22 protein-coding genes are annotated in these 25,395 nt (G+C 57.8%); 8 read left to right on the top strand and 14 right to left on the bottom strand.

The genetic code is table 11. The features are described from left to right. Positions 1-338 precede the first annotated feature (338 nt). From ACFSAG_RS00390 to ACFSAG_RS00370, 5 genes are all read right to left on the bottom strand, one after another. Positions 339-1,277, bottom strand: a complete 939-nt coding sequence (locus ACFSAG_RS00390; protein WP_381510481.1) for a FecR family protein — start codon at positions 1,275-1,277, stop codon at positions 339-341. After that, a complete protein-coding gene (locus ACFSAG_RS00385) occupies positions 1,267-1,974 on the bottom strand; it encodes an RNA polymerase sigma factor (RefSeq protein WP_381510478.1) in 708 nt (235 codons plus the stop codon). The genes ACFSAG_RS00390 and ACFSAG_RS00385 overlap by 11 nt, the downstream gene beginning before the upstream one ends. Before the next feature lie 81 nt (positions 1,975-2,055). Further along, the gene (locus ACFSAG_RS00380; RefSeq protein ID WP_381510476.1) at positions 2,056-2,853 is read right to left on the bottom strand and encodes a CDP-alcohol phosphatidyltransferase family protein; all 798 of its coding nucleotides are present in this window, start codon (positions 2,851-2,853) and stop codon (positions 2,056-2,058) included. Between the two features lie 75 nt (positions 2,854-2,928). Continuing rightward, a complete protein-coding gene (locus ACFSAG_RS00375) occupies positions 2,929-3,576 on the bottom strand; it encodes a protein-L-isoaspartate(D-aspartate) O-methyltransferase (RefSeq protein ID WP_381510474.1) in 648 nt (215 codons plus the stop codon). 106 nt (positions 3,577-3,682) lie between these two features. Beyond that, the gene (locus ACFSAG_RS00370; protein ID WP_381510472.1) at positions 3,683-4,735 is read right to left on the bottom strand and encodes an endonuclease/exonuclease/phosphatase family protein; all 1,053 of its coding nucleotides are present in this window, start codon (positions 4,733-4,735) and stop codon (positions 3,683-3,685) included. Positions 4,736-4,817: 82 nt separating this feature from the next. On the opposite strand from ACFSAG_RS00370, the gene ACFSAG_RS00365 reads away from it, so the two are divergent. Beyond that, positions 4,818-5,657, top strand: coding sequence for a hypothetical protein (locus ACFSAG_RS00365; protein WP_381510470.1), 840 nt, complete (start codon positions 4,818-4,820; stop codon positions 5,655-5,657). A 73-nt stretch (positions 5,658-5,730) separates the two neighbouring features. Here ACFSAG_RS00365 and ACFSAG_RS00360 read toward each other — a convergent pair whose 3' ends face one another. From ACFSAG_RS00360 to ACFSAG_RS00350, 3 genes are all read right to left on the bottom strand, one after another. Beyond that, positions 5,731-6,816 carry an LVIVD repeat-containing protein gene (locus ACFSAG_RS00360; RefSeq protein ID WP_381510468.1) on the bottom strand — a complete coding sequence of 362 codons (1,086 nt, stop codon included), beginning with the start codon at positions 6,814-6,816 and terminating at the stop codon, positions 5,731-5,733. A 342-nt stretch (positions 6,817-7,158) separates the two neighbouring features. Beyond that, a complete protein-coding gene (locus tag ACFSAG_RS00355; RefSeq protein WP_381510466.1) occupies positions 7,159-8,346 on the bottom strand; it encodes an AAA family ATPase in 1,188 nt (395 codons plus the stop codon). 82 nt (positions 8,347-8,428) lie between these two features. Then, on the bottom strand, positions 8,429-9,730 hold the full coding sequence (locus ACFSAG_RS00350) for a site-specific integrase (protein ID WP_381510464.1): 1,302 nt from the start codon (positions 9,728-9,730) through the stop codon (positions 8,429-8,431). A gap of 168 nt (positions 9,731-9,898) precedes the next feature. Between ACFSAG_RS00350 and ACFSAG_RS00345 the strand changes: the two genes are divergently transcribed. Both ACFSAG_RS00345 and ACFSAG_RS00340 read left to right on the top strand, forming a co-directional pair. Then, positions 9,899-10,891: a hypothetical protein gene (locus ACFSAG_RS00345; RefSeq protein WP_129405173.1), complete on the top strand. Its 993-nt coding sequence runs from the start codon at positions 9,899-9,901 to the stop codon at positions 10,889-10,891. Positions 10,892-11,089: 198 nt separating this feature from the next. After that, positions 11,090-11,803 carry a ParA family protein gene (locus tag ACFSAG_RS00340; RefSeq protein ID WP_129405172.1) on the top strand — a complete coding sequence of 238 codons (714 nt, stop codon included), beginning with the start codon at positions 11,090-11,092 and terminating at the stop codon, positions 11,801-11,803. Positions 11,804-12,305: 502 nt separating this feature from the next. On the opposite strand, the gene ACFSAG_RS00335 is transcribed toward ACFSAG_RS00340, so the two are convergent. From ACFSAG_RS00335 to ACFSAG_RS00320, 4 genes are all read right to left on the bottom strand, one after another. Next, a complete protein-coding gene (locus ACFSAG_RS00335) occupies positions 12,306-13,973 on the bottom strand; it encodes a VRR-NUC domain-containing protein (protein ID WP_381510461.1) in 1,668 nt (555 codons plus the stop codon). Then, positions 13,970-15,016, bottom strand: coding sequence for a nucleotidyl transferase AbiEii/AbiGii toxin family protein (locus tag ACFSAG_RS00330; protein WP_129405169.1), 1,047 nt, complete (start codon positions 15,014-15,016; stop codon positions 13,970-13,972). Before ACFSAG_RS00330 ends, ACFSAG_RS00335 begins: the two co-directional genes overlap by 4 nt. After that, complete coding sequence (locus ACFSAG_RS00325) at positions 15,013-15,741, bottom strand: DUF6088 family protein (RefSeq protein WP_381510459.1); 729 nt, start codon at positions 15,739-15,741, stop codon at positions 15,013-15,015. The genes ACFSAG_RS00330 and ACFSAG_RS00325 overlap by 4 nt, the downstream gene beginning before the upstream one ends. A gap of 269 nt (positions 15,742-16,010) precedes the next feature. Further along, complete coding sequence (locus ACFSAG_RS00320; RefSeq protein ID WP_381510457.1) at positions 16,011-16,523, bottom strand: hypothetical protein; 513 nt, start codon at positions 16,521-16,523, stop codon at positions 16,011-16,013. A 189-nt stretch (positions 16,524-16,712) separates the two neighbouring features. Between ACFSAG_RS00320 and ACFSAG_RS00315 the strand changes: the two genes are divergently transcribed. From ACFSAG_RS00315 to ACFSAG_RS00305, 3 genes are all read left to right on the top strand, one after another. After that, entirely contained in the window at positions 16,713-16,943 is a 231-nt protein-coding gene (locus tag ACFSAG_RS00315; RefSeq protein ID WP_381510455.1) for a hypothetical protein, read from the top strand. A gap of 77 nt (positions 16,944-17,020) precedes the next feature. Then, positions 17,021-17,395 (top strand): hypothetical protein, encoded by a 375-nt coding sequence (locus ACFSAG_RS00310; RefSeq protein WP_381510454.1) that lies wholly within the window; start codon positions 17,021-17,023, stop codon positions 17,393-17,395. After that, positions 17,392-17,613 (top strand): hypothetical protein, encoded by a 222-nt coding sequence (locus ACFSAG_RS00305; protein WP_381510452.1) that lies wholly within the window; start codon positions 17,392-17,394, stop codon positions 17,611-17,613. The genes ACFSAG_RS00310 and ACFSAG_RS00305 overlap by 4 nt, the downstream gene beginning before the upstream one ends. A 421-nt stretch (positions 17,614-18,034) precedes the next feature. Here ACFSAG_RS00305 and ACFSAG_RS00300 read toward each other — a convergent pair whose 3' ends face one another. Further along, entirely contained in the window at positions 18,035-18,250 is a 216-nt protein-coding gene (locus tag ACFSAG_RS00300; RefSeq protein WP_381510451.1) for a hypothetical protein, read from the bottom strand. 86 nt (positions 18,251-18,336) lie between these two features. After that, entirely contained in the window at positions 18,337-19,440 is a 1,104-nt protein-coding gene (locus tag ACFSAG_RS00295; protein ID WP_381510449.1) for a replication initiation protein, read from the bottom strand. A 781-nt stretch (positions 19,441-20,221) separates the two neighbouring features. Between ACFSAG_RS00295 and ACFSAG_RS00290 the strand changes: the two genes are divergently transcribed. Together ACFSAG_RS00290 and ACFSAG_RS00285 are read left to right on the top strand one after the other, a co-directional pair. Further along, positions 20,222-21,064: a DUF7146 domain-containing protein gene (locus ACFSAG_RS00290; RefSeq protein WP_381510447.1), complete on the top strand. Its 843-nt coding sequence runs from the start codon at positions 20,222-20,224 to the stop codon at positions 21,062-21,064. Positions 21,065-21,132: 68 nt separating this feature from the next. Beyond that, positions 21,133-25,335: a strawberry notch-like NTP hydrolase domain-containing protein gene (locus tag ACFSAG_RS00285; RefSeq protein ID WP_381510498.1), complete on the top strand. Its 4,203-nt coding sequence runs from the start codon at positions 21,133-21,135 to the stop codon at positions 25,333-25,335. Positions 25,336-25,395 lie beyond the last annotated feature (60 nt).

Below are 25,395 nucleotides of genomic sequence, written 5' to 3'. Positions count from 1 at the left end.
GCTTCGGAATTGCTTTTGTTGGCCGCAGGCGCTGAGCAGGCATAGCTACGATCCGCACCGTTCGAGTATCGACAATGACGAAGGTAAGGCCGCTTGCCTTGAGCATTTTACGCAAGGCATTCGCCAGCGTCATTCTGCCCTGTACCGGCCTTGACCGCGTTGATTGAATGCGGGGATCGCTCCCGCCAATCGAAACCCCGGCCTGTTCGCCCAGCCGCATTAACGCCTGATCCATGGGCAACGCTGGAATTGCAAAGTTGCGTGTATCTGCGGCCGCTAATGGTGTAGCAACGCCTGCTGCAATTACTGATGGAACGAACAGGTAGCGGATCATAAATTCAATTGGATAAGACCCACCCTTTATCGTTTCGCCGCACAGTCACTCCAAGCAGTGCCTGCATGCGTCGCATGGATTGATCGCGATTTCCATCGATTTGAATCAAACCGGAAAAGCGGCGGTTGCTCACCGCCGGATCGGCTGTCACCGGCACACCCAATAATCTGGACAGGTCAGCGGCGATCCGGCTCAACGGCACGTCGCTATAGGCCAGCCTGCCCTTGCGCCAACCACCAACGCTGGTAGTTTCGGTCTTGCTTAATATCGGCTTTGCAGAATTGCGCGCCACCTTGACCTGGTTGCCGGCGCGCACGACCAATGCGGCATCATCGGGATTAAACTCGACTGCCCCATCGCTCACGGCAACTTCGATACCGTCTTTGTCCTGACGGACATTGAACTCGGTCCCGACGTCGACCAGAGTGTGATTGTCCACCTCCACCGTGAACGGGCGGTTCGGATCATGCTTAATTGAAAATAGCGCCTCGCCTTCTGCAAGCCTTGCAAAACGCTTGCCTTCCATATCAATCTCGATCTTGCTGGAACCATTCAGGGCGACCAGCGTACCATCGCCAAGCGCTATCTCGCGATTTTCGCCAGGACCCGTTTGGATCGTCTGCAAGTCCCGATTGTTCAATATCAGCGGACCAGCGATCAGAGCCAAAGCGACGCTGGCAGCTACGGCGAACAAAGTCTTGCGGCGATACCAGGCTTCTGGCTCATTATCATTCTGCGCCACGACAGGTGTCTGCGCGTCGATCGCCAAGGCTTCGTCATAGGCATGGTCAGCCAACGCGACCCGGTCATATGCCGCGCCATTTTCAGGATCGGCCTCAAGCCATTCGGTGAACTCGGCCCAATCGCTTCCAGTCGCTTGCGGAGACGCAAGCTTGGCGTGCCAGCCAAGGGCGATATCGAGTAAATCATTATCAGGCATCATGAGCCACGCCCTCTAAAACTGCAGGGATGGATGCCACCGAATCGCATTCCAACTCTTCGCGGACGATAATTACCTCTCGGTACGCTCGCTGCAGATGCTTTTCGATCGCGCTAATGGTTACCCCGAGTTCAGCTGCAAGTTCCTTTTGCGGACGTTTCTCAATCCGAACGGCATGAAAAATTTCAACTGTGCGCGCCGGCAGCAATTTCAGGCGCGCATTGACCTGATTCAGAAAATCGCGCGCCACGGCGACCCGCTCCGGATTAGGGGCCGGGTCTGAATCGGGTAATGCGCCGTTTGACCGCCGCTCTGACCAGGCGTGATCGCGAGCCATCTGCCTTGCAGCCGCGCGCTTTTTATCGAGGACGAGGTTATCGGCCATCCGGTAAAGATACGCCAAGGGTTCTGCTATAGGACCGGGTTCCAGCGCGTGCACTTTGACCCATAATTCTTGGAGAATATCGTCGACTGCGTCATCGGCGCGCAATCGTGCGCGCACAAAACGACCCAGCAAGGCACGATTTGATGTGAAAACCGCTTCAAGATCGCCGTCGGCCTTCAAACAACCCGTTTCAACGAATTTATCATGCCTACGGTAATAGTGCAGCCGCCATCCAATGTCATGCACGAATGGCGGCTGCTGCGACCCGGCGGGCTCTGCCGGAACCTCAAAATAGGAATGCGCTGCTGCGTTCATAGTGCATTGACGCCGAAGCAGCGGCTAATCCGCACCGATCATCTCGTTTTTTCGCCCAGCCTGGGCCTAATTAGGCCTAATCTATTGCGAGCCGCCTTCAGACTGGCGGAGCGCGCGAGCAAGGACGAATGTCTGCTTTGCAAAAAGCACAAACAGCGCCGCAGAAACGAAAGTCGCAAAAAGATCGAACACCGAATGCCCGCCCAATCGGGGAACGATTGGGTCAAGTGAAAACATCGCAACCGTCAATCCGATCAACACGAGTCGAAGTTCAGTAGGCCCCATCAGACCATAGGAAAGCCGGAATGTGCCAAGGACTCTGGCTGCAAGAAATGTATGCACAGACAGCAATAAATAGCATGAGGCTGCCAGCAAAGCGACGTCCATGCGCACAAACGCGGTACAGCCCAAACCCACCATTGTCAGAAGATTTCCAACGGCATCGAGGCTATGGTCGATGAAATAGCCGAATTTTGGGCGCTCCATATGCCGGTATCGTGCCAGGCTCCCATCCAGAGAATCTCCAAACCAGTTTATCGCATATCCCCCGATCGCGACCAGAAACCAATATGGGCTATTTTCACTGGCAACATAGCCCAGAAAAATCATCATGGTCCCAAAGAAGCCAACTATCGTTAGATGATCGGGCATAATTTTTTCAGGCATAATGGCACACAGCCAGTTCAATATCTTGCGTTCAGGGGCTGCAAGAAGATTATGTTGAATCCGCGCCAAAGGCGGCAAGCTGTCAATGCCGTTGATAACAGCATTGTCGCAGGGTGCAGCCCATAGTGAGGGGCCGGATCCCTTCGCGGCTTTGCGAGACGCTATGGATATCTGACATGAAGGACTAGGGCCATGATCATCTAACAAAGCCAATCCTTTTTCTATCGTGCATATGATGAGCCGTCATGCTGTGAATGACGCCGTCAGCAGCGCAATGTCGCACCTCGATCATCGCTGGGGCTGCCCACGCACCTTGCCGGTAAAATCGACAAACATGACGGGTCCGATGGACTTCTGCGTCACCTTGTTTTTGCGGCTCTTGGTGACAAGGAAGAGTTGTTCGTCCCAGAATCCCTTTCCAACAGGAATAACCATCCGCCCTCCCGGTTTAAGCTGATCCAATAAGGGCTGCGGTATTCGTGGGGTTCCTGCGGTAACGATAATCGCGTCATAAGGGGCACCGTCGGGCCATCCGTCATAGCCATCGCCTGCTCGGACGGTCACATTGTCAAAACAGAGGCGTGCAAGCGTTTCGCTTGCGCGTTGTGCCAGTGGCTCTACGATTTCGACTGTCCTGACGTCTAGCGCCAATCCCGCAAGCACAGCCGCCTGATAGCCAGATCCGGTACCAATCTCGAGAATGCGGTCTGACTTTTCGATGCGCAACAAGCTGGTCATTACCGCAACAACAAAGGGATCGGAGATGGTCTGTTCAAAGCCAATCGGCAGTGGCGTGTCACGATAGGCAGAGATGCGCTGGTCCGAAGGCACGAAGTCAGCGCGGTCAAGCTTCGTCATTGCGGCCAGCGCGTCGTGCCAATACCGATCCTGTTTGATCCGCCCCGATTTGCCTCGCAACTCGACTTTGTGCATCATGGCAGCCCGCGGATCCTGGCTAGTTTCAGCATTCGACGCCGCTGCCAACGCTCCAAAAAGTACGATCGCGGCGGCCAGACCGCCCATCCAGCGAAACGCTTTCATCTCAAACTTTCTGCGTAAGGCGGTAAGTAATAGAGAAGCCGAGATGATCCGACAGCATCGAACCGTCGGCTTCTTTGCCGAAAGGGATTTCCAGATTGCTTGGTCGAACCGAAGCATTTCGGCCGTCACCAAAAAATTGCCAATCGCGTCCCCTTTTGGAGATGAAATTCGCCTCGGGGGCGAGGTGACTGGCAAATCCACCCTGAAACAGGATGGCATCCAGACCGCTTCTGGATTGTAGCGGCCGTGAACTTGCTTCAGCAGCTAACCGGGCGTCGGTTAATACCTGCCTCCGCGCAGGAGAGCTCGCATTTAGGTCTCCCGCTAGAATGAAGGGACTATCCGGGTTTCGATAGGTCCGCATGAAACTTGAAAGAGCCGCGACCTGCCGGCGATAGGCTTCGAGTGACCGGCCTTGGCTAACCCCGGACCCCTTCTTTGAATTGAGGTGAGTGGTTACGACGGTTACCGGCACATCCTGACCGGGAATACGCAGTTCGACCATCAAAATGCCTTTATTGGCAAGGCAATCATAGCCCGCGCATCCAGCTTTCGGAAACGCAGCCCGCTTTACGGATATGATTGGATAATCGGAAAATAGCATCAGCCCGCTATCAAGCCATCTGCCCTGAGTCTCGCCCTTCAAAGATGAGGCGTTGCTCAGAAAATCAGCACCTTCGTTTTCCGTTTCATTGGTGGCCATGTCACCAGCCGCAGGCCCATTTGCACGAAACGGGTAACCGCTCCGAACGCCGATTTGCTTGGCCCTTCCAGTGAAAGCCTCTTGTAAAACGACGACATGCGGTTGCTTTCCAACCGCACGTAAACCGATGAGCCGCTGTTCGATTGATTCGAACGCAGACGCTCTCCCGATTGCGATCGGCCAGGGAAGCCCTTTGACATTGTAAGTGAGAATAGAAACCGGGCCGGCTACTGGACTTTCAACTGATTTGGCAGAGCCAAGAACGTCCGGCGTTGTTGGCGTATTTGTCATGGCGGCAAGCGGAGCCACAACTGCAACGAGCGCCAATGCGGCTATAATCCTGTTGCGCATTTTCAGTCTCCTGTCCGTATCCATGAAGGACTGACGACAGCGACTGGCATTTTCCGCACTTTATTCGCATTTCGGTTGCCACATGCGGATATCACAAACGCAGAACGTCTTCTTTACAGCGGCTTCAGTTGCTGCCGAGGAGGAAGAAACCGTGCACAGAATTTTCGAGGTGCAGGCCTATGCGTTTATTGTGGCCTTAACACTGTTTTGCCCGGATGCTGCGAGCGCCCAAATATCAGCGACCCCAGAAGGTCGTGCTATCGAAAATCAACGATTTGCAGTCAGACCAGAGCAGCAGGCGCCTCGCCAAGGGCTGCCTCTTACACCTTCGTCCAGCAGCCGGATAGCGGGCGCACACGGCGAGCAAAATATGAAGACTCGATCCGTTGTCGGCGACATTGGCGATACGCGGTTGGTCCTCACGGTCGCACGCAGCAAAAAAGGTCAAGTACGTTCGCTGATTCCAGAACTGCCAAGGCGAAGCTCAAGACTATCGACGATGGCAGCATTCGAGATGGATATCGGACAATCTGACAGTTTGAGCCTGTTTGCGGGCTGGAAGCGTGACCGTATCAGACCTGCAACGCTTGTTCCAGGGCGACACTATTTTGTGTCTGTCGAGCGATCGGCTGGCCTGATTCTCGCGCATGATGACCGGCTTTGGCTTGGCTTGACAGCCTTTGACGCAGGGCCCACCGGTCGCCGCTCGACTGTCGACCGCATGATCGAATTGTCATCCGGCGGCATACGAAAATCATCCGGTTTTGCTTTCATGCTAGCCGCAGCTCCAACAGAGCGTCGTGGAAGTCTTGTTTATGGGCTCGATTTGCGCCGACAGAAGACGGACATGTCACTAATCCCCTCTTCTGTAACGCGGCTGAACCAGGCCAGTGCGTCAGTCTTTGCAACTCTTCGCTTTTGAAGCGCGCTGGGCCTTATGTTCGATATTATGATGCAAATTTGTTACGCGAGCACCGCTGTCCGTACCCAAAGCATTAACGCGAGAAGACCGCGCCATGAGGAGTTCCTTCCCCTGACCAGCCGTGTGGCCACTGACGACTGGCGAAACTGAAGCCGACCTTGCCGTCGGTGTCGCGGAAAGTTTCATCGAAGCTGAGCGCACCGGTCTTGTCATCGAGCTTAAGCAAATAAAGGCGATCCCCTTCCTTGCCCGAGGTGACGACGAGGCGTTTCGCCTTGCTGTCCCAACCTGTCCAGTGCGGGCTGAACGCATCACTGACCGTAAGACGCGAGACTTCGCGGACGTTTGTCGGATCGCTAATATCCAGTACTGCAAAGCCATGGAAATTGGGCACGCTTTGAACAAGGTAACGTCCAACGATTGTTGGAACGCCGCAGAAATCGCCTGGAAACTTGTGGACCAGTTTCGCTATCGGCCTTGGAGTATCGATAGCAGTGATGCGCTGGATGCCGCATGATAATGTCTGGACATATACCGAGCCGTCGGCCGCAACGCGTGCCTCCTCTGGTGCCACATTGCCGTTGCCTGTTGAGCCCGGATCGAGGCGATGCGTGCAGAGCAATTTGAGATCCGACAAGCGGAAGACTTGATAGGTGTTGCTGGACAATAAGTAGGGATCCTGCATCGGACTGTTGGTGACCAAGACGCGGTCGATGTCGGGCAGGATGGCAAGGCTGTAGGGCAAAAGGCCATCGTCGGGCAGCACCGGGTCCGCATTACTGACCGACCGGACAACCGTCCCATTGTCGTCGATCTCGACCAGCCCGCCGGTCTTGCCACTCATCATCGCCGCATGATCGGCATGGCCGCCAGTATCTGTGAATTGGAAAGAGGCGAGCACATTCCCATTGGGCAGTCGCAAGAAGCTGTGAGGCATGCTGTAGCCGCCCATACTCTGGAAACGCGCGGCTACCTTGGGCGTGAGCGGATCGCGCAGGTCGAAGATTACCGACTGATTGGCGTCGTGGTCGTTGGCAAACAGCATGCCGTTCGCCGGCATTTCATATTCCGTATGATGGATGCGCACAGACTTTATGTCAGTGCCGACGCTGGCAATGAGCTTCCCATAAGTGGGCGAAGCGGGATCGGCGTCGATCACTGCTAGGAAGTCGTTGCCCTGCTTCGCTTGGTCGGCAGTCCAAACGAAGAGGGAATGACCATCCCTATTGGACGGCGGGGCTTGTGCGATAGCGCCCACCGACGAGCAGGCTAGAATGGCAACTAGCAAGACACGAAACATCTGGTTCCCCCGGTAAATTGACGACTTAACCGCCTCCACCGCAGTTACGCTTCACTCTGCGTCATTACAATTATTTCGTGCCAGTTGCGTCCGCAATTCTGTCGCAAACCGATACCGTTGCCCCGCCTTGCTCTCATCAACCACGTTTTGCGGAATAATGGTTGCAATGACCTCTCTCAATTATCAACACAATTGGCCCCTTCATGCTCCATCCTCTGACGGCGGCATAATGCGGCGCATGAAGGCATCAAACAGCGGAACCGTGAATGAAGACTGCCCATATCCTGGAGTGTAAATCATCCCTTTTGCCACAAGCGAGGCACGGACAGGACCGAAGGAAGATGGTTTGCGGCCCAAGCGCTCTGCGATGGTTGTCGAATTATATGGGCCTTCACCCAGATCAGCCATGGCACGCAGATAAAGCTTTTCCGAAGGGGTCATCCGGTCAAAGCGGACTCGAAAGAAGCTATCATCAAGTGCAGATATTGCCGTCGGATTTGCTATCTCTACATCTTCAGCCGTGATCGGACACCGCTCTGCGGTGTCCCAGCATTGCTTTCCCCATTCCTGAAGAAAATACGGATATCCTCGCGTAATTTCAAGAATTCTGGCTATCGCTTCGGGTTCGATACTGCAGCCTTCTGCTTCGATCGGATGAACAATTGCCGCAGTTGCGGCGGTCGTATCGAGCGGTCCGATACTGGTGAACAAAAACAAGCGCTCAGCGTATGACTTCGCCTTGCCCATTTGGCCTGCTAATTGCGGCAAGCCGGCTGCGACCATCGTTATGGGGCGATCATTCTGTCTGGCGCGATGCAATGCCGTTATGAGCGCAGCTAATTCCCGTTCGGGCACATACTGAAGCTCGTCAATAAACAGGACCAGCGAAGTCCCTCGTTCCCCCGCAGCAGCCCCCACCAGATCGATGAGATCGATCAGGTCAGATTCGAGGTCTCCGTTGTCGGCAATGCCGATTTCACCGAGATCAATCGATGCTTCCAGTTCTCCGTAACTGAGTTTGAATGCCTTCACGAATCTGGCCAGCGCTCCCAGGCCCCGCTTTGCCAAAGTCATCGCAGCTTGGCCGCGGTCAAGCTTGAGCAAAGCTGTCCGCAATGCCGGCACCAACATTGCAGGCAAGGATTGGCCCTCAGGAGCTTCGATAGGGACTGTAACAATGCCTTCGCCTTCGGCGGCGCGGCGCATTTCGTTAAGTAGGACAGTCTTGCCGACGCCGCGCAATCCGATCAAAATCGCACTTTGGGCATGACGGCCATTCCGGATTCGATCTAGCGCGATTGCAACCCCTTCCATGGCAGATTCGCGACCTGCTAGCTCGGGAGGTCTGCTGCCTGCACCTGGGGCAAAGGGATTACGTCGTGGATCCATATCTAGGCCTTTTACCCAGTTCTACATGATTCGTATAGAACTATCTAAAACTTATAGAACTCGTTACCTAAGTGCGGATTTTTCAACGTCGCAGCCCATCCATCACCCGCGACACTGCCCCACCCTTGACTGACTGCTTGCGGACATAGCGCAGCGCGGTCGATACCGACCTCCAGCCAATTGCCTGACACACCCCTGCCCCGTCTTCACCACTGGCGAACAGATCTTGCGTGAGCCCGACCCGCATCGAATGTGTGCTGATAGCCCGGACAAGGTCCCCTTCCCTACCCGGCTCCAGTTCGACCATGCCTTCGTCGATCACCGCGCGCACCAGCCGCTTGTAGATCACGCCAATGCCTTGCCTTGTGAGCGGCCCCTCGCCAATGGCATAGCGCGCCAGAGGCGGCTCAGCGGGCCTGCCCTGCAAACGTTCCTGCCAATGTCTGGTATGCCCCGGGATGCTAAAATAGTCCTGTGGGGCGCGCGCGGGGCGACCTTGACGCCGGTCCACACCCACGCGGCGGAACAAAGGCCCGTCTTCAAGCCCGGACGCCTCCAACCACGCCCCGATCCGCCGCATCGTATCAACCGAAAGCCAGGCGTAGCGCCCCTCCCCTTCCTGATCGGTCTTGGTCTTGCCAATCGTCAAAATCCCGCGCCCATCGGCCTGCGGATCAACGTCGCGTATGTGGATCGCAGCCAGTTCGCTGACGCGCAGCCCGGACTCGAACGCGACCGCGAGCAGCGCACCGTCGCGCAAGCCCTGCAAATCACTTGTGCAAACAGAGAACAGCATGGCGAGCGTCACGCCTTCCACTTCGTCCTGCGGGTTCATCATTGGTCCCAGCCTGACGCCTGCGGCCTGTCGCTGCTGGCTGCCTCTCCGCCGGCGCGCAGCCTTGAGCGCATCCGCGACCATGGCCGCGCGCGTCGGCAGGGTGTCGCGGGAGGAGAGCGACAGCATGCGGTGGATTCGGGAGATGCTGGCAATGCGGCGGGTGAGCGTTGCAGGCCTGAACCCCCTGCCCTGCTCCAACCATCTGAGGTAGCGCACCAGATCTTCGGGGTCTGCCGGAAAGGCCTGCCGCTTTTCGGAAGCGCTCCAGCCCAGATAGCAGGTCAGATCATCGGTGAGCGCGCGGCGGGTTTCCGGAGCCATGGCTTCCCACGCGGTTTCAAAGCCGATTCGGCTGACGCCGCCAAAGCCATCGGGCAGCGCCGCTTCCACCAATGCCGCCAAAAGGTCGACGCTGACAGGCTTGGCGCCACCCTTTCGGCGCACCGGCAGTTGGTCGGCCCCTGCCATCACGATGACAACGCTCTCGGCAGCCTGTGCGGCCATGGAGGGCCGATTGACGGCCTCCGGTTTTAGAAGCGTGCTCATAGCGCGCTATTTGCCGGTTTGCGGCGGGATTGTCCAGGTATATAGTTTCCGTAACATATTATTACGGAAAGTGGCTGAAAGGCTCTAGACGGAGCAAACCCAATGGGCTAGTTAGGTTTTTCCAAATTCATCGCGCTCGACCTGCGAGGAGCCGGAATTGTGCAAGGGATGATCGCCATCACCGACTCGACAAGCCCTGCCCTTGCCATTTTCATGCTCGGCCATGCCGGTGCAAGCCTTTCGTTTCTCACACTTTTACCAGAGACGTCCCGCGACAATGTCACCGCCATCCTGGCCTACCGGCTGCTGTCGAAGCTCTGGGCACAATACCGGGTTGATTGCGGAATAGGCCACGGCCGCACTCTCTTTAGTCTCGACAATGGCTATGAACTGCGTCTGTTCGCGGCGCTGGTCGATGAGCTGGCCGAATGGGCACCGCTTCGATCGGCCGTCGCGGCGGTTCGGGCGCACTCCCCTGCCCTATCAGGCCCTGAACGCCTCATCTATGTGAGCGAATTTGAAGAGAAGCAGCAAAGGCTCCTTGAGGTCTGCGACCAGCTGCAGCGACTTCCGGTCGATCTGGATCCTACAGGTCGTAGCGCCTTGCTGATCGATCGGTGTCAGAAGCTTGAAGAACTGGACGACCGCGATATTTGCTGGGCGCTAAACCTCGCCGGCGCTTTCCATATGAAGGTCCTGGGGGGCACTAAAGCGTCACCCCCCTTCCCCGCCCTCTTCCTGCGTGAAATGCTGCGCTTTGATCGGTCGAGATCATGGCGCGATCGCGCTTTGCGCTCGGCCCTTGCTGGGTCTGCCCATACGCTCTCAGAGGCAATTTTGGGTGCTATCCATGGGCAAAGAGCCTTTGAAGCTGAGTTTTCCGGGCTTAGACACCATTCCCGACTTGGTTTGGCCTATGCCTATCTGGCTGGAATCGGGGAATTGGCCCCTGCCCTGCTTGGCAAGTTGCTGGACTGTTCTGAGCCTGGCGCGCGGAAGATGTTGAGACAGCTAGTGGCCGCGGGCTTTGCGCGGCACAGCCCCCCTGCCCCGGCTTATGGACATGTGGAGCGCTTTCGGCTTGGGTGGGCACAAGCGCCCTGGCTTCGGTCCTATTCGGTCGATGAGGAGCCGGCGACATTGGATCGTTTTGACGATTAGCTGCGACTTTCCGAGTGTAAGCGCTTTACATTGTGCGTTACCTATCGCCTTGCAATGCGCTTCGCATTGTCTAGCGCTTTCGCGTTGCAACGCTTTTTATAGTGCGTTTTCGCTTGCGCTATCACGTTACCTTGCACTATCGAACGGCAATGTGCTTTGTCTTTCCGAGGCGAAAGCGCGTTACATGTCACGTTACAAATGCAAAGCGAGTCTCCTATGCCAGTCATCACCGTGGGATCATCGAAGGGCGGTTGCGGCAAAACCACCACCGTTCTCGCGCTTGCCTCAGAAATCCGCTCGGCAGGGTCCGAAGTCTGCATCATCGACGCCGATGACCAGCTGAGCGCCTATAATTGGTACCAGAAATGGCAGGCCAAGGACGGGATTACGGTGATCGATGCCTCCAACCTCAATCGCGACATCGATATTCGCGCCCATATCAAGGATGCCGCCGCCAAATATCCGTTCGTGATCGTCGATCCTGCCGGCATGCGCTCACAGCGCATGCAATGGGCCGCATCGCTATCCGACATGTGGATCATTCCGCAAAAAGCAACGTCGCTCGACGCCGCGGCGACCGCCAATCTGCTCGATGTCGATATGGAAGCGATCGTCGAGATGAGGGGAGGGCGGCCCATTCCGCATCGCATCCTCTTTACGATGACCAACCCGCTGATCATGTCGAAGAACGAACGCCATGTCGTCAACGCCACGCGCAACAAGGCGCCGGTCTTCGACGCCGAGCTGCGTCAGTACGATGCTTATGCCGCGATGGACCTTTACGGACTGACGCTCGAAGAAGTGGCAGAGCAAGGCGTAGCCAACGCCCAAAAGCCCAGGGCATATGCGGCAGAGATACTGCACCAGGCAATCGAAGACATCAAGGCCTCCGAAGCAGAAGAAAGGAAATAGGCCATGGGAGAACGTCCAACGCCGCCCGATCCCTTTGCGCGGACACAGGCGCCCAAATCGGCTGACTCGAAGCCGTCATTGACTGATACGCTTTCCGCCTTTGCCCCTAAGCCAATTGAAGACTCGCTGCCAGCCACAATTCCGGTTGCCAATATTGCGCCAGACACGGGCAGGGGAGGGCGCCCCAGGAGGCGAGGGGACCTGGAAACCAGGACCAAGGCGATAAACTTTCGGATGAAGCCAAGCGAGCAGGCGGCGCTCAATGCGCTTTGCGACGAGCTGAATCGATCAATCCCAGACACGATCATGATCTTGATCGCGCACTATAAACAAACGCAGACATAACGCCGGGGCAGGGGAGGGGCATACTTCAACTTCAGCCCTACTTGGGGCTAGTTCTGGCCTAGGAGCCCGCTTTATCGCCATGGTTCAGCTTCACCGCCCTCGGCGTCATTTGCCGTCTCGGTGATCGCTGGATGCGGCCAACCGCAAGTCTATCCGGTCAGCCTGGCCGGATCTCGGCAAGACCGGTTCTGAATCCAAGCGACACGAGGATCTTGGAAATCAGCCGAGCCTGACTTGCGTGCATCGAGTCTCCAGGAGCCTTAACCTCGACAAATCGAATTTCGCCCTCACGCCACAGCGTCAAATCCGGCCAACCAGCACGCAGATCATAAGGGGCCTGGGCGAACCGCTCGGCAATCTCGCGCAACCGCTTAGTGCCGAGGCAGTCGAAAAGGCCGAGGACATGTTCGCGTCTGACCGCCGGATAATATGCCGGGCTATGACCCGCGGTTGCCGCAATGATCGCCCAGTTGCTCTCGACCTGCCTGCGCGAAGCGTTGCCCAATGTCCCGAGAAGCTGTTCATGATCGAGGCGGTCCTCGGGAAAAGCGACATTCTGGGCATAGAGTGCCTCAATGAATGTGTCGGCATGGCGCTGGGGAAGGGGATTGAACGATGCTGCCTTTATCAAGGTAAGGATTAGCCCGCCCTCGGCTGCGGCACCGCTCCACCCATCTGCCGCATAGTGATCGAGCGCCGCCAGTTCCACCGGCTTCATCGTATCGTCCCGGCGCAGGCGCCATTCCTTTCCAGCCCCCCGCTCGAGGTGGATAACTTCATGCTCGATGCCGAAGCGTTGGGCTTGCTGCTCGAATTTCCCAATCCTGACTGTCGCGCGCGCCGAGTTCTTCGGCACGGCAGTTCGCTGCAGTTTTGCCAGTTTCCTGGAGACGCCTACCTGAGGATCTATTGAAAGCGCCTTGTCATAAGCGGCGATCGCTGCCTCGGTTTCTCCGGCGTGCTCGTGCAACTCGCCGCGCAGGCGAAGGGCTTGCGCCTGCCGCCAGACCTCTGCGCTAGCTTCCGCAACGTCGAGCCCGGCAAATATGGCAGTCCGCTGTTCCTGCGAAAGCTCGCCAGCAGCAGCGTCCGAGATTGACCGTATGATCCGGATGTCGCCGGTCGCTATGCGATTGCGCTGCCAGCCCTCGCGATCGATCATTGCTCCGCCGAAATCATAGCCGACGCGCTCACCTTCTTTGCCGATCAAATAGACGCGGCGGTTGGCCGGATCGAACGCATAGTCTTCGCTCCAGCCTGTTTCCTGCTCCCAGTTCGCGATCTCGCAGCCCTGGTCGAGATCGAACAGGAAATAGCGGCAACTGTCAGCGCTGCCTGGTGCATTGGCGGTCTGGCAGATTGCAAAGCGGCCATCGGCGGAGACGTCGCTGCTTGCCAGGTTGGCCGAGAACTCACGCTCGACGAGTTTGTGACCATCGGCGCGGAAGGCGACGAGCCTGCCGCTCAAGCCATCGCCGAACATCCAGTCGCTCAGGATGAACGTGCCAGTGTCTGCGACATGACCATGCTGCGGCCTTTCGAGACGGCCCGTAGCCAGCCTATTTCCATTGCCGCTCAACAAGGACCAGGATCCGTGGCCTTCATAGCGATGGCCGCTGATAGTGCCTTCCGGGTTTCGGTCCTGCCAGATGAGATGAAACCGGCCATTGGGCGATGCGGCATGTGGGCCGAAGAAGTCGAGGCTGGGAATGCTGACAAGCCCGTGGCCGAATGGCTCGATTTCCAGGGGTACGGCGCGACCGGGTTGAGCTGCCCGTTCCACTTCACGGCCACCGCCGAACAATCCTTTGAGAAACCCCTTCATGCGGCAGCGTTTAACGAATTTTGAAGCTCGGCAATGGCCTCGATCACATCATCGAACCGAGGCGGATCGCCAAAGATCATTCCGCTCATTGCCTGATAGTCCTGTCGCAGTTGATCGATCATGGCGCCTTCCGGGCATAACGCGAATGTCGGGACGCGTGCGGACGCCAGGTCGAAGTCGGGCCGGTTGAAGAACATGCGGGCGTGAACAACGCAGTCTTCGCCAAGCTCCAGATTTGCCGTCGCGGCCTTGCCAGTCTCGGAGTGGATCAGGCGATAAAGGTCGTAATAGTGACGCGAAATTCGCTGGCCGTTGCCGCGCAGTTGGTCGCGTATTTCATACCACCGGCGCAGCCCGTGAACGATGACCACTTTGTCCCAGAATGTCCGCTCGGCATCGACCACGGTCACGTTGGGCACAGCGAGGTCAATATCCGGGACATCGGCATCGACATAGGGCGTGATCGTCCGGCGTGAATGCGGGTCGAGCGCCGACTTGGCTCCGGATTCGATTTTCACCGACTTGGCGATATAGGCATCGGTCGGCGTCACGCTCGCATAGACCAGCATGAGCGTTTGGCCGTCGTACGCATCAGGCTCGACGCGAATGGCATCCTTTCCAAATCCTGCGCGCGCGCAGGTTTCGGCGCAGATATCGGCCAGTCGTTCGGCCAGTGGCCCGTTTATGTAAGCCTCGCAGGCGCTGCGTATCGCGTCGAGAGCAGCTTGGCGCTTCTTGCCGCTGAGCGCCGCAAGTTCCTCGATCGATGCCGCTTGGCCCAGATCGTCGCGGAAGACGGTCACGTCGACGTCTTCGGAAAATCGCTCGATCAACCCAAATGCCTTGGAGAGCGAGGTGCCGCCTTTGAAGAGCAGGCGCGGTCCCGCGCCCAATCCGTTGAACAGCGCATCCAGCGTCCAGCAAACCCAGAAGTCCTTCTCGACATTCTGCGGCGTCGTTCCGAGGCGTTGAGCCGTGGCGATGAACAGCCCGCTGCGTGTTCGTGCGTCTGCGCGCAGGATTTCGTCAAAAGCGGCATTCATGCCAGAGGTATCTCGCTGCTCACGAGCGGCCGCAGCATATCCTGCATCCAGGCTGGAAGCGTGGTCAGGCCATCAGCAAGATCGGCCCTGAGCACAGCGCCGTGCCTGGTGTCGGCCAGCAGGGATGATAGCCGGCCGCGCCATTGGTCGGTTTCGCCGCCGGACATGGTGTCGCGCAGCCAGTGCAGCGCCTGGACGATGCGCATGGCGGGGCGCCCGGCCCAGAACAGCTTGCTGGCCGCGGTCTGCTTGAAGGTTATCGTGAGATTGTCGAGCTTGATCGACTTCGGGCGCGCCTCGCTATGCACAACGATCTTCGCGGGCACGGCATTGGTGAAGCCGAGATCGTTTGCCGCCGTCATGCCATCGACCAGTACACGAATCTGGTCACGGCGCGCGACGGCATCGATGACCGCCCGAGGATCGGGGGCGCTGTCGTTTTGTGTCAGGCAGTTGAAGCTCGGCTTGTCATAGAGTCCTCGGTCGATCCGGCGCAGATCGCTCCCTTTGACCAAGCGCTGGAGCGTCTTGTCGACGGCATCACGCCCGGCGAGATCGAGGAAATCGGACGGTGTCCAGACAGCACCCTGTGCTCCCCGGCCGATACGATCGAGAATTTGTGCTTTCAGACCGGATGGCACATCGCTCATGTCCGAAATATGTAGCAGGATTTCGGACAATGTCCATTTATTCATGTCCGAAATATGTAGGCGGATTCCGGACATGTCGCACCGAACCTTGACCTAACCAAGACATCGATACCGAGCGCTCAGTGCATAAAGCTGCGTATGGACCATCTCCGTTAACTCTCTGATTCAATCGCAGAATTCTGGGACGATGTGAGCAAATTTACTTGGAGAGTCTCGAAAATTTCGAACGAACACTGTTGGCGCAGAGGGCAGGGCACAGCTGGTTTCCAAACCCACAGGCCGGAGGCCCGCATCCGAAGCGTTGATGCACGACGCCAACTAAGTCTCTGATCATGGAATAGCGATCACGTTCGGACGATGCGTGCAAGGCGACCCGAGGGATCAATCTCTATCGCTCCACTCCAATCACCGGGCGCTGCGGCAAGATCGTCTGAACAGTGCTCTGTGCCGATCAGCTTGGTCCAGAACACACAGACTGGAGCGATGACAGATTTGCTAAAACCCGCAAGCTCGATGCGCGCCTTTACCTCGATCCGGTTCTCATCGTTGGCAAAGCCTGCGACAAGCTCGAACCGTGAGCCGCCATCCATGACCACCGTCGAATCGTGCATCAATGCTGTGACATATAGCGCAAGGAAGGCTTGGTTCGCATCAAATGCGTGACGTTCTTCCTCCAACAGGGCCCCGCACTTGATGAGTAGGGCCGCTAAATCTTCGGTCACTTGTTCATCTGTAAACGCCGGGTTCCAGATGAATGCGGCCGAGAGGTAGTTGAAGACCGCTCGCTCCCGCTGTGTCAGCTTCTCGAAGCGATCACTCTGCATCTTTTTGATGGCTTGGTTGAGAGCGGATTTCACTACTTCGCGCCTTAGATTCAGACGTGCATCCAGTTGCGCATCAGTGGCTGTCCGTAGGTTGGCTGCACTGATCCGTTTGGCCGTTGCTAGGTCAGGAAAACGGCCTTCGCCCTGTTTGAGCCAGGACTCCAGGCTAAGCTGGATGTCTCTAATCTTGTCGGTTACTGGCCCTTTTTCCCGCTGATTGCGATGCGCGACGAAGTCGCCAATCTCTCGAATGGTGGCAAGTCCGTAGCAGTGGTCGCGCAAACCCAAAAAGATCCGGTCGAGATCTGCGACTCTGCAGTCGCCATGGATGTAGCGCTGGACGCGCTGGCGGAGTTCAGCCGGCTTCACGCAATCAAAACTAACGACATCTTTTTCTGGATAGACGAAAAAGACTTAGAAAACGTCATCTACCATTCTTCCGAACCGAATTGATCATCTAGGCACTTACCTTCCCGACCCGCATTCTCTATACGTTCTAAAATGATAACCGCTATGAGGGACTGAAGCAAATGAGCTTTCACTCGTCGATCACCGCTCCTGATCCGTTTCTGTTCCGCTTTGCCACGCCGCGCTCTGCCGAGGCGGAGATGCCAGGCCGCTATTCGTCGAAGCTGGATGTGTGGGTGATCGATAGTGAGGAGGGAGAAGTTCCGATCATCGAAGTCGCAGGCGGTTCGCTCGTCGCGACGCAAAGCAAGACAATGACACACGTCGAGGTCGACGATGACGATGCCGCGAAGTTTGGATCGATGGAAACGGGGACCTTTACAAAGGTTCGCCAAGAGGCGGACGACGAAGATGCATCGCTCTGCCTTCCGGCGCGGACAACCAAAACCGACGTCCAGCAAGAGCGAGACGACGAGGCGTTGAACCCATACTGGTGAACGGGCAACTCGGCTTGATCTTGCTCGTCACCAACAAGCGCGATGTCACGACAGATTTTGTCGTACTCGAGATGCGCCGTCGCGGTTTGCCATTCATCCGGCTAAACACCGAGGATTTGCCGCAGCACGAGCTGGTGATGGAAGAAGGAGATCCCGCGGGCTTGTCGCTTTCCGGCCCGTGCGGCGAATTCCGCCTCTCCGAAATCACGGGCGCCTAACGCCAAGATCACCCGCATCCGAGTGACTCATGAACACCTTCTGAGGGCTTTCGGTACGTTCGTCCTCCTGCTGCTGCTCGATCCGCTTTTTTACGCTATGGGTTTTCGCAATACGGTGCAGCAGCTGCCGGTGCCTAAAGTTATTGTTGTAGAACGTGTGCTGACTTCGGTTCCACAGGCCAATCCATCTCCTATCGAGCGGACACAGGCCAGACCGCCAGCAAACCAACAGCCTGCATTAGAGCCACCGTCGAAGGCTACTACGGTCATCCCGCCGCCGGAGCGCACCCCCGATTGTGCCAAAGACGTTCAAAAATGCGCGGAAGCGAAATAGCCCGATAATTGCTCCGAAGAAGCGTTCTAGCTTGGTTGGTTGCAGCACCGCGTCGGACCGGCCAATTTGGTGCCGCGCGTCTCGAAATCATTCCGCGAGATGACCGTTTTTGCGCATAGCTTCGACCGTTGCCGCTTCCGCAGCCGCAACTGCGGCATCGACTTCATCCTTGTTTAGCAGAACGAGCTGCTTTCGCGATGGAGGCAAATCGATATCGAGGTTGAGATGCTGGCGGGTGTAGAAGGCTATCTCTTTCACGATCGGACGCGAAGGAGCGCTGCTGAACACCGCCCGTTGAATCATAATTGGCAGATTTCGAAGCACCTAGGCTGTGAAAAGCGCAAACAAAATTTTCAGCGAACTAACGATTTCTACATCGCGTTGAAACTTCAAGGCCGGCCGTGCGACCTAACATAGCCTTTGCAATAGCCTTCCCAGGATTTGTAGAGCCTGTCTCCGCGGAGCGTTTGCAACTTGTCGCCCATGAACTTGCGATAGCCTTGAGCGACGATGTCTTTGTCCCACCCGCCGCCATGGTCGGATACGATCGTCAGCAGTTTCTGGTCCCCGCAAAAATGGAGCGAGTCTGAAGGGAATAGCGGTTCCTGGGTGATCCGGGGGAGGGGGGTCCGGACAATCTGCTCGACCGTTCCATCGCGGCGCGCCTTGCGGCCGATGCGCGGCCGATCGAGTTCACGCGCCGCTGCCTCCTGATCCTCGTTCGGCTTGGGAATGAAGTTGAGCATCACTTCCTTCACCGGATTGCCGCGCCCCGAGCCCCTGATCTCGTTCCATTCGACAGTGAAATCAGCCAGCTGGTCAATCTCGGCCTTGGACTTGTTGAGGACGTCGCGCCGAAACTCGGCATAATTTTTGAAGCTGCCATCGGGAACGCCAAGCCGGCGCCTCAGATCCTCGATCGACATTTTGACCGTGCGGTTCTGCCGGTTGATGACCAGGCAACCAAGATCGTAGAGTGTCAACGCATAACGGGATTGGAGCGACAGGGTCACACCCAGATTGACCCGCGCATAATAATCAGAGCCGCGCAGAACCGTGCGCAGTGCATCGGACAGCTCGAACTCGACAACGCTCAAACCATCCTCAGCCACTTCCTCAACGCAGCGCGAGAGAAGCGACTGTGACAGGGTTGCTGGTCGACCTTTGCTTGACGTGGTCTTGATACGGACGATGACGCGGATCAATTCGTCCATCACTGCCTGAATGCGCTCATTGCCCTTGTGCGAGCGGCGCAGTTCTTTCTTGGTGATGGTGAACACACGGTCTTCGGCCGCGTCGCCTCCGGCTTTGCGCAGCATCAGTGCAAATGCCTTGCGGGCAGCAGCGCTCAACGAACCGGTTTCAAACTCGGATTCGACCAGCTCGCCTGGCTTGCTGACAAAATCCTGGTTGCTCTTCGTGATCCTTTCGGCAACACGAAGGGTCAGGCCAACTTGTGGCGAGTCTGATTCGACTAGTGCCTCAACCTCCATGTGAGTCTCTTAGCATGAGTGGCTCACACTAAGCAACTCACTCTAAGCCCCCGATTGCTCATATAAAGGGTTTGGATTCCTGCGGCTTTTGGCCGAAAGCCCCCGATTTCTCACAATGACGAGGGCTTCTTGATGCCGGGAAAATACCCCTTTTGATCGAGAATCGGGCCACCCCCGCCGACTCACATGAAGGCCTTCGCAAAGCTGCGGAAATAGGCGGTTTTAGCGCCATCCCCCAATCGCTCACATGAACATGACGCGCGAATAGATCATCCACGATTTTCCGCCTGGCTTGAACAGCTCGTCGACGACCAGCCCCCATCCGCTCATAAGAAGCTGCCTTCGATCGGAGCTTACCCCCAATTGCTCATGTAAAACGAATCGAATGGCGCAATATCGTCGCTAACTGTTGAACAAGGCCCCTGTGAATCAGTCGCTTATGGCGCTGAGTTGATTCAGAATCGGTGGCGCCCCCGATATCTCATATAATCCCCCAATCGCTCACGATCTGTCCCCCGATTCCACATTTTGAAGCCCCCGGGCGCACATGCTACAGCCCCCGCGGCCTCATGAAGACGGCCCTTAACGCATTGGCTTTGCTCAAAAATATGGCCCTGAATCTTAGAATCCCTGAATCTGGAAAACTCCCGCACTGCGTTTGGGGATTTTTTATGGATTGGATTTGAAGGGTATAACCCCCAACCTTGGGCGCTCCAACGACAATATCTGCGGGCAACCAGCGACGGGAGGGAAGGGGGATCGGTAAGGCAGGAGGTGCACCATGCGTTCGATTGCCAACAAGCCTACAATCCAGACCCTGCAGCTCGTCGCCCGCCTAGGGGGCACCTGGCACGGAAATGTCGCGATGTGCCGCTGTCCAGCACATAAAGACCGTACGCCGTCGCTCAGCATCCGGCAGGGCGACCGCGCGATTCTTGTGACCTGCTTTGCCGGCTGTGCAAGCGAAGATGTACTCAGGGCCATCGCGCGATTGGCACCCATTCTTTCCGCCAACAAAGAGAAAATCGAGCGCCCAACCAGAGTGTCGGGCAACCCCCATTGGGCAATTTGGCAAGGTTCACAGAGGATCGCAGGAACGCTGGGCGAGCGTTATCTATGCGACGTCCGCAGGCTCACCAAGCCGCTGAACAATGTACGTTTTCACCCAAAATGTCCGCGCGGACGAGGCAAAGCCGCGACCTTTGAACCGGCAGTCATTGTGGGGATGCACCTTGGCGGCCGATTGACGGCAATCCAGCGATTGTTTCTTGATCCTGCTACCGCGCGCTGCACCGCCAAGATTGTCCTTGGCCAATCCATCGGCGCGGCCTGGACCAACGATGTTGCGGGCAAAACTGTGGCACTTGCCGAAGGATTCGAGACTGCGGCTGCTTTTACGCAACTGCACGGCATCCCGGCCTGGTCGAGCATGGGGGCGCGGCGGCTGCCGCAGGTCCGTTTTCCGTCTGAAGTGCGTACGGTCATTTTGCTGCGCGACAATGATCCCGAGGGCGAGGCGGCCGAGCGCAAGGCCGTGATCGCCTATAGTGCCCAGGGATTGGAGGTCGAACATGCGCCCCCACCGACTCATGCAAATGACTGGGCCGACCAACTGTTTATGTGAGGAAAGGGGGGCTGGGCCTGGCGTGCCGGACGATCGGTACGGGCATCAGGAGGCCAGCCATGCGCATGATGACAGACTTGGGGGAGGGGCTCGACCTTGCCGCCCGCGACATCCACAGCCTTATCTATACAGATCAATTGATAACCCGAGCTGCGCTCAATGCGGCCATGGAACGCGCCTTTGGGGCTACTGATGCGACAGGGGCCTGGACGCAGCGCCAAAGCTTTGAGGCGCTAGAAGCGGCAGTCTGTCTTTGGGTGATGCAGCGCGCTCGGGCAAGCGATCCAAGGGCGGAGCTTGCTGATATCACGGCAATGCTTGCCCGGCTTCCGACCCAAACCGTGCGCAGCGAAGCGCAATATGAACTCCAGCAATTCTCGACGCCTGCGGACATTGGCTGGCTTGCGACTCACCTCGCCGCCATCACACCATCCGACATTGTGCTTGAGCCCAGCGCCGGGACGGGTCTGCTTGCAGCGTTCGCCAAGCGGGCAGGGGCCTCGCTCCAACTCAACGAATATGATCCGGTCCGCGCGCATTTGCTCCGCCAGATCTTTCCAGACTGTGACGTCAGCGAACATGACGGTGCCCGGATTGCGACGCTGCGCGCAGTCGATCGCCGGCCAAGCGTCCTTCTCATCAACCCGCCTTTCTCGATATCGCTGGGGCGCGGCAGTGACCGCAATGCAGCTGCCCGCCATCTGGCCTCGGCCCTCAACCGGCTCGAACGCGGTGGCCGCGCCGTTGCAATCATGCCCGACTGGTTTGCCTCTGGCCCGCGCATGGAGCAGGTGTTTCGCACGACGCTCGACGGGATGCGCGTTGTTCAATCCTTGCGCCTCGACCGGGGGGCTTATGCCAAACACGGTACATCGGTTGCGGTGCGGCTCTACGTGATCGACAAGGTGCCGGGCTCACTCTCCAGCGTGACCATCAACCGCGCGACCCCCGCCAATCTGCTTGATGCGATTTCCACAGTGCCCCCCCGGGCGTTGCTGGCCCCTTCGGAAAGACCGGCCTTGCCGCGATCGGGCAAGCTCTCGCTCTTCCGTTCGGTCAAATCTGCAGCACCACGTCCGGTCATCGTGCGCGCGCCACAGCGCAATGAAGTGGCGGATGTTGGCTATACCGTGCTTGATGAACCTGCTCCTGCAGGCGAACAGCAGGGCGTCTATTCATGCTTTCGCCCTTCGCGTTTGGTGTTGACCGACGCGGGCGAGCATCCAACGATGCTGGTTGAATCCGCCGCCATGGCTTCGATCAACGCCCCCAAGCCTGTCTATGTTCCGCGACTTCCCGAACAGATTGTCACAAAAAGGCTGCTGTCGGCGGCCCAGCTGGAAACCGTAGTTTATGCAGGCGACGCCTGGTCGCGCGAGCTACCGGGCCGCTTTGTCGTCGATCCCAAATCGGTCCAGATCAGCGAAACCGCCGATGGTGACGCCTATCGCTACGGTTTCTTTCTGGGGGATGGCACTGGCGCCGGGAAGGGGCGGCAGGCCGCCGCCTGCATCATGGATCAATGGCTGCGCGGCAAGCGTCGGCACATCTGGATTTCGAAGAACGCGCCCTTGCTCGAGGATGCACGGCGCGATTGGACAGCGCTCGGCGGCTTGTCTGCCGACCTCATTGAGCTGGCCGCATGGAGAATCAACCAGTCCATTTCGGCACCCGAAGGCATTTTGTTCGTGCCCTACGGAACGCTCCGATCAGCGCGGGTCGATGAGACCCGTCTCGACCAGATCATTGCCTGGGCGGGCGCCGATTTTGAAGGCGTGATCGTGCTCGACGAAGCCCATGAGCTCGGCGGGGTCGCCGGTGGCGAAGGCACGATAGGCAAAAAAGATGGCTCTTTGCAGGGGATTGCTGGCGTCATGCTCCAAAACCGCTTGCCCAGAGCACGCGTGCTTTACGCCTCGGCGACGGGCGCGTCCGACATCAACAATCTGGCTTATGCCGTGCGGCTTGGCCTCTGGGGTCCCGGAACCGCTTTTGCATCCCGCGAAAAGTTCATCACCGAAATCCGCGAAGGCGGGATTGCAGCGATGGAGTTGGTAGCCCGCGATCTCAAGGCGAGCGGGCTCTATCTCTCGCGGGCGCTCAGTTTTGCCGGGGTCGAATATGACATCCTTCAGCACGATCTGACCCTGGACCAGATCGATATATACGACCAATATGCTGAAGGCTGGTCGATCATTCACCGCAATATGGAGGAAGCGCTCGAGATCACCGGCATTGTCGATGCGCTGGAAAATGCCACGCTCAACTCACAGGCCAAAGCCGCCGCGCGATCGCGCTTTGAGAGCGCCAAGCAGCGCTTCTTCGGGCAGATATTGCTGTCGATGAAACTGCCATCGCTGTTTCCCGCGATCGACAAGCATCTGAACGAGGGCGACAGCGTGGTGATCCAGCTGGTTTCGACTGCGGAGGCCATTCTCGACCGGCGGCTTGCCGATATAGATCCGCAGGCGCGCGAGGAACTCGACCTTGATCTTTCGCCGCGCGAGCTGGTGATCGACTATCTGGTCCGTGCCTTCCCGACCCGGCAGATGGTCGAATATCAGGACCAGACCGGCGAAACCCGCTCGCGGCCAATGTTTGATGCCGGTGGCAACGCGGTTTACAATGCCCAGGCCGAAGCGGCGCGCGATGCGCTGATCGAACAACTTTGCGCGCTTCCGCCCATCCATTCAGCGCTTGATGCGATCCTCTTGCGCTTCGGTCCCGACATGGTTGCCGAAGTGACGGGCCGGTCAAAACGGTTGATGCGATCGGCTGACGGCGGCCAGCGGCTCGAATCCCGCTCGGCCCGGTCCAATCTGGTCGAGACCCAGGCTTTCATGAACGGCACCAAACGGGTGCTAATCTTCTCGGATGCCGGCGGCACCGGGCGAAGCTACCACGCCAGCCTTGACGCCAAAAATCAGGCGCGGCGTGTGCATTTCTTGCTCGAGCCGGGATGGCGCGCGGATCGGGCAATCCAGGGGCTGGGCCGGACGCATCGCACCCATCAGGCGCAGCCGCCATTGTTTCGTCCGGTTACCACCACTTGCCGAGGTGAATTGCGCTTCACCAGTACGATCGCGCGGCGTCTCGATGCCTTGGGTGCGCTCACCCGCGGCCAGCGCCAGACCGGCGGGCAAAATCTGTTCGATCCTTCGGACAATCTTGAAAGCGATTACGCCAAGGCTGCGCTCATCGACTGGTATCATTTGCTGGTGCGCGGCAAGCTCCAGAGCTGCACGCTTGCGAGCTTCGAACGCGACACAGGGTTGAAGCTGACCGACCAAGACGGCGTGATCTGCGAAGATCTGCCGCCGATCCAGCGCTGGCTCAACCGGCTGCTGGCGCTTCGGATCGCCACCCAGAATGCGATATTCGACGAGTTCATCGCGCTTGTCGAAACCCGTGTCTCGGCTGCCAAGGACGCAGGCACCTTCGATGTCGGGGTCGAGACATTGCTTGTCGAGCGCTGCGAACTCTTGGGTGACACCATCATCCGCACCGATCCCCAAACCGGGGCGACTTCGCACCTCCTTGAAATTCTCACCCAGCGCCGCCGCCAGCCGCTGGCGCTGGATCGGCTCAAGGCGATGACAGAGATGAAACGCACCGCCTGTTTGCGCAATGGCCGCAGCGGCAAGGTTGCGCTCCGCATCCCCGCACACCCGCATATGGACGATCAGGGCAATACGCTCATCCGCTTCGAGCTGGTCCGGCCCTTGCGCAGCGAGTTCATTCTCGAACGCAACCTGGCCGAAAGTGCCTGGGAGATCATAACCCAATCCGAGTTCGAGGCTGCCTGGCAGGTTGAGTTCGAAGAAGATGCCAATGATCTGGTTTCCGATACGCTCTATCTGGCGACGGGCCTGCTGTTGCCCATCTGGGGTGCTCTCCCCAAGGAAGACCTGTCCGTGATGCGCATTCTCGACGAGACCGGCAATGGCTGGCTCGGGCGGCGCATTCCGGACATCTATGTCGAGGGCGTGCTCGACCGGCTCGGGGTCAGTGACCGGGTGGTGCTCGCCCCCGACAAGCTCGCGCAAGCGATCCTTGCCGGGCGCAGCTACGCGCTCAAACACCCGCTCAATGCGACAATCAAGACAGCGCGCGTCAATGGGCAGAAGCGGCTCGAGATTGCGGGGCTGGAAGCTGCACAATTGCCGCACCTCAAGGCGATGGGCTGTTTTACCGAAATCATCGCCTACAAGACGCGGGTCTTCATTCCGCTTGATGCGGCACCTGAGATCCTCGCCCAGTTGCTCGCCTGAGGGCACCTGCGACATCAAGAGGGGAGGGGGGTGGGTAGGAGTGGCGCTGCAATGTGTCGC

Source organism: Sphingorhabdus buctiana, assembly GCF_042680825.1.
In the GTDB taxonomy this organism is placed as follows: Bacteria; Pseudomonadota; Alphaproteobacteria; order Sphingomonadales; family Sphingomonadaceae; genus Sphingorhabdus_B; species Sphingorhabdus_B buctiana.
Note: the sequence above shows the minus strand (reverse complement) of the source record. Positions and strands in the feature narration are given on the sequence as shown.

Excerpts from the sequence above, each read along its gene's own strand:
- ACFSAG_RS00390 (WP_381510481.1), bottom strand. The coding sequence starts at position 1,277 with ATGATGCCTGATAATGATTTACTCGATATCGCCCTTGGCTGGCACGCC.
- ACFSAG_RS00385 (WP_381510478.1), bottom strand. The coding sequence starts at position 1,974 with ATGAACGCAGCAGCGCATTCCTATTTTGAGGTTCCGGCAGAGCCCGCC.
- ACFSAG_RS00375 (WP_381510474.1), bottom strand. The coding sequence starts at position 3,576 with ATGATGCACAAAGTCGAGTTGCGAGGCAAATCGGGGCGGATCAAACAG.
- ACFSAG_RS00370 (WP_381510472.1), bottom strand. The coding sequence starts at position 4,735 with ATGCGCAACAGGATTATAGCCGCATTGGCGCTCGTTGCAGTTGTGGCT.
- ACFSAG_RS00365 (WP_381510470.1), top strand. The coding sequence starts at position 4,818 with ATGCGGATATCACAAACGCAGAACGTCTTCTTTACAGCGGCTTCAGTT.
- ACFSAG_RS00355 (WP_381510466.1), bottom strand. The coding sequence starts at position 8,346 with ATGGATCCACGACGTAATCCCTTTGCCCCAGGTGCAGGCAGCAGACCT.
- ACFSAG_RS00350 (WP_381510464.1), bottom strand. The coding sequence starts at position 9,730 with ATGAGCACGCTTCTAAAACCGGAGGCCGTCAATCGGCCCTCCATGGCC.
- ACFSAG_RS00345 (WP_129405173.1), top strand. The coding sequence starts at position 9,899 with ATGATCGCCATCACCGACTCGACAAGCCCTGCCCTTGCCATTTTCATG.
- ACFSAG_RS00340 (WP_129405172.1), top strand. The coding sequence starts at position 11,090 with ATGCAAAGCGAGTCTCCTATGCCAGTCATCACCGTGGGATCATCGAAG.
- ACFSAG_RS00335 (WP_381510461.1), bottom strand. The coding sequence starts at position 13,973 with ATGAAGGGGTTTCTCAAAGGATTGTTCGGCGGTGGCCGTGAAGTGGAA.
- ACFSAG_RS00330 (WP_129405169.1), bottom strand. The coding sequence starts at position 15,016 with ATGAATGCCGCTTTTGACGAAATCCTGCGCGCAGACGCACGAACACGC.
- ACFSAG_RS00325 (WP_381510459.1), bottom strand. The coding sequence starts at position 15,741 with ATGTCCGGAATCCGCCTACATATTTCGGACATGAATAAATGGACATTG.
- ACFSAG_RS00315 (WP_381510455.1), top strand. The coding sequence starts at position 16,713 with ATGCGCGACGAAGTCGCCAATCTCTCGAATGGTGGCAAGTCCGTAGCA.
- ACFSAG_RS00310 (WP_381510454.1), top strand. The coding sequence starts at position 17,021 with ATGAGCTTTCACTCGTCGATCACCGCTCCTGATCCGTTTCTGTTCCGC.
- ACFSAG_RS00300 (WP_381510451.1), bottom strand. The coding sequence starts at position 18,250 with ATGATTCAACGGGCGGTGTTCAGCAGCGCTCCTTCGCGTCCGATCGTG.
- ACFSAG_RS00295 (WP_381510449.1), bottom strand. The coding sequence starts at position 19,440 with ATGGAGGTTGAGGCACTAGTCGAATCAGACTCGCCACAAGTTGGCCTG.
- ACFSAG_RS00290 (WP_381510447.1), top strand. The coding sequence starts at position 20,222 with ATGCGTTCGATTGCCAACAAGCCTACAATCCAGACCCTGCAGCTCGTC.
- ACFSAG_RS00285 (WP_381510498.1), top strand. The coding sequence starts at position 21,133 with ATGACAGACTTGGGGGAGGGGCTCGACCTTGCCGCCCGCGACATCCAC.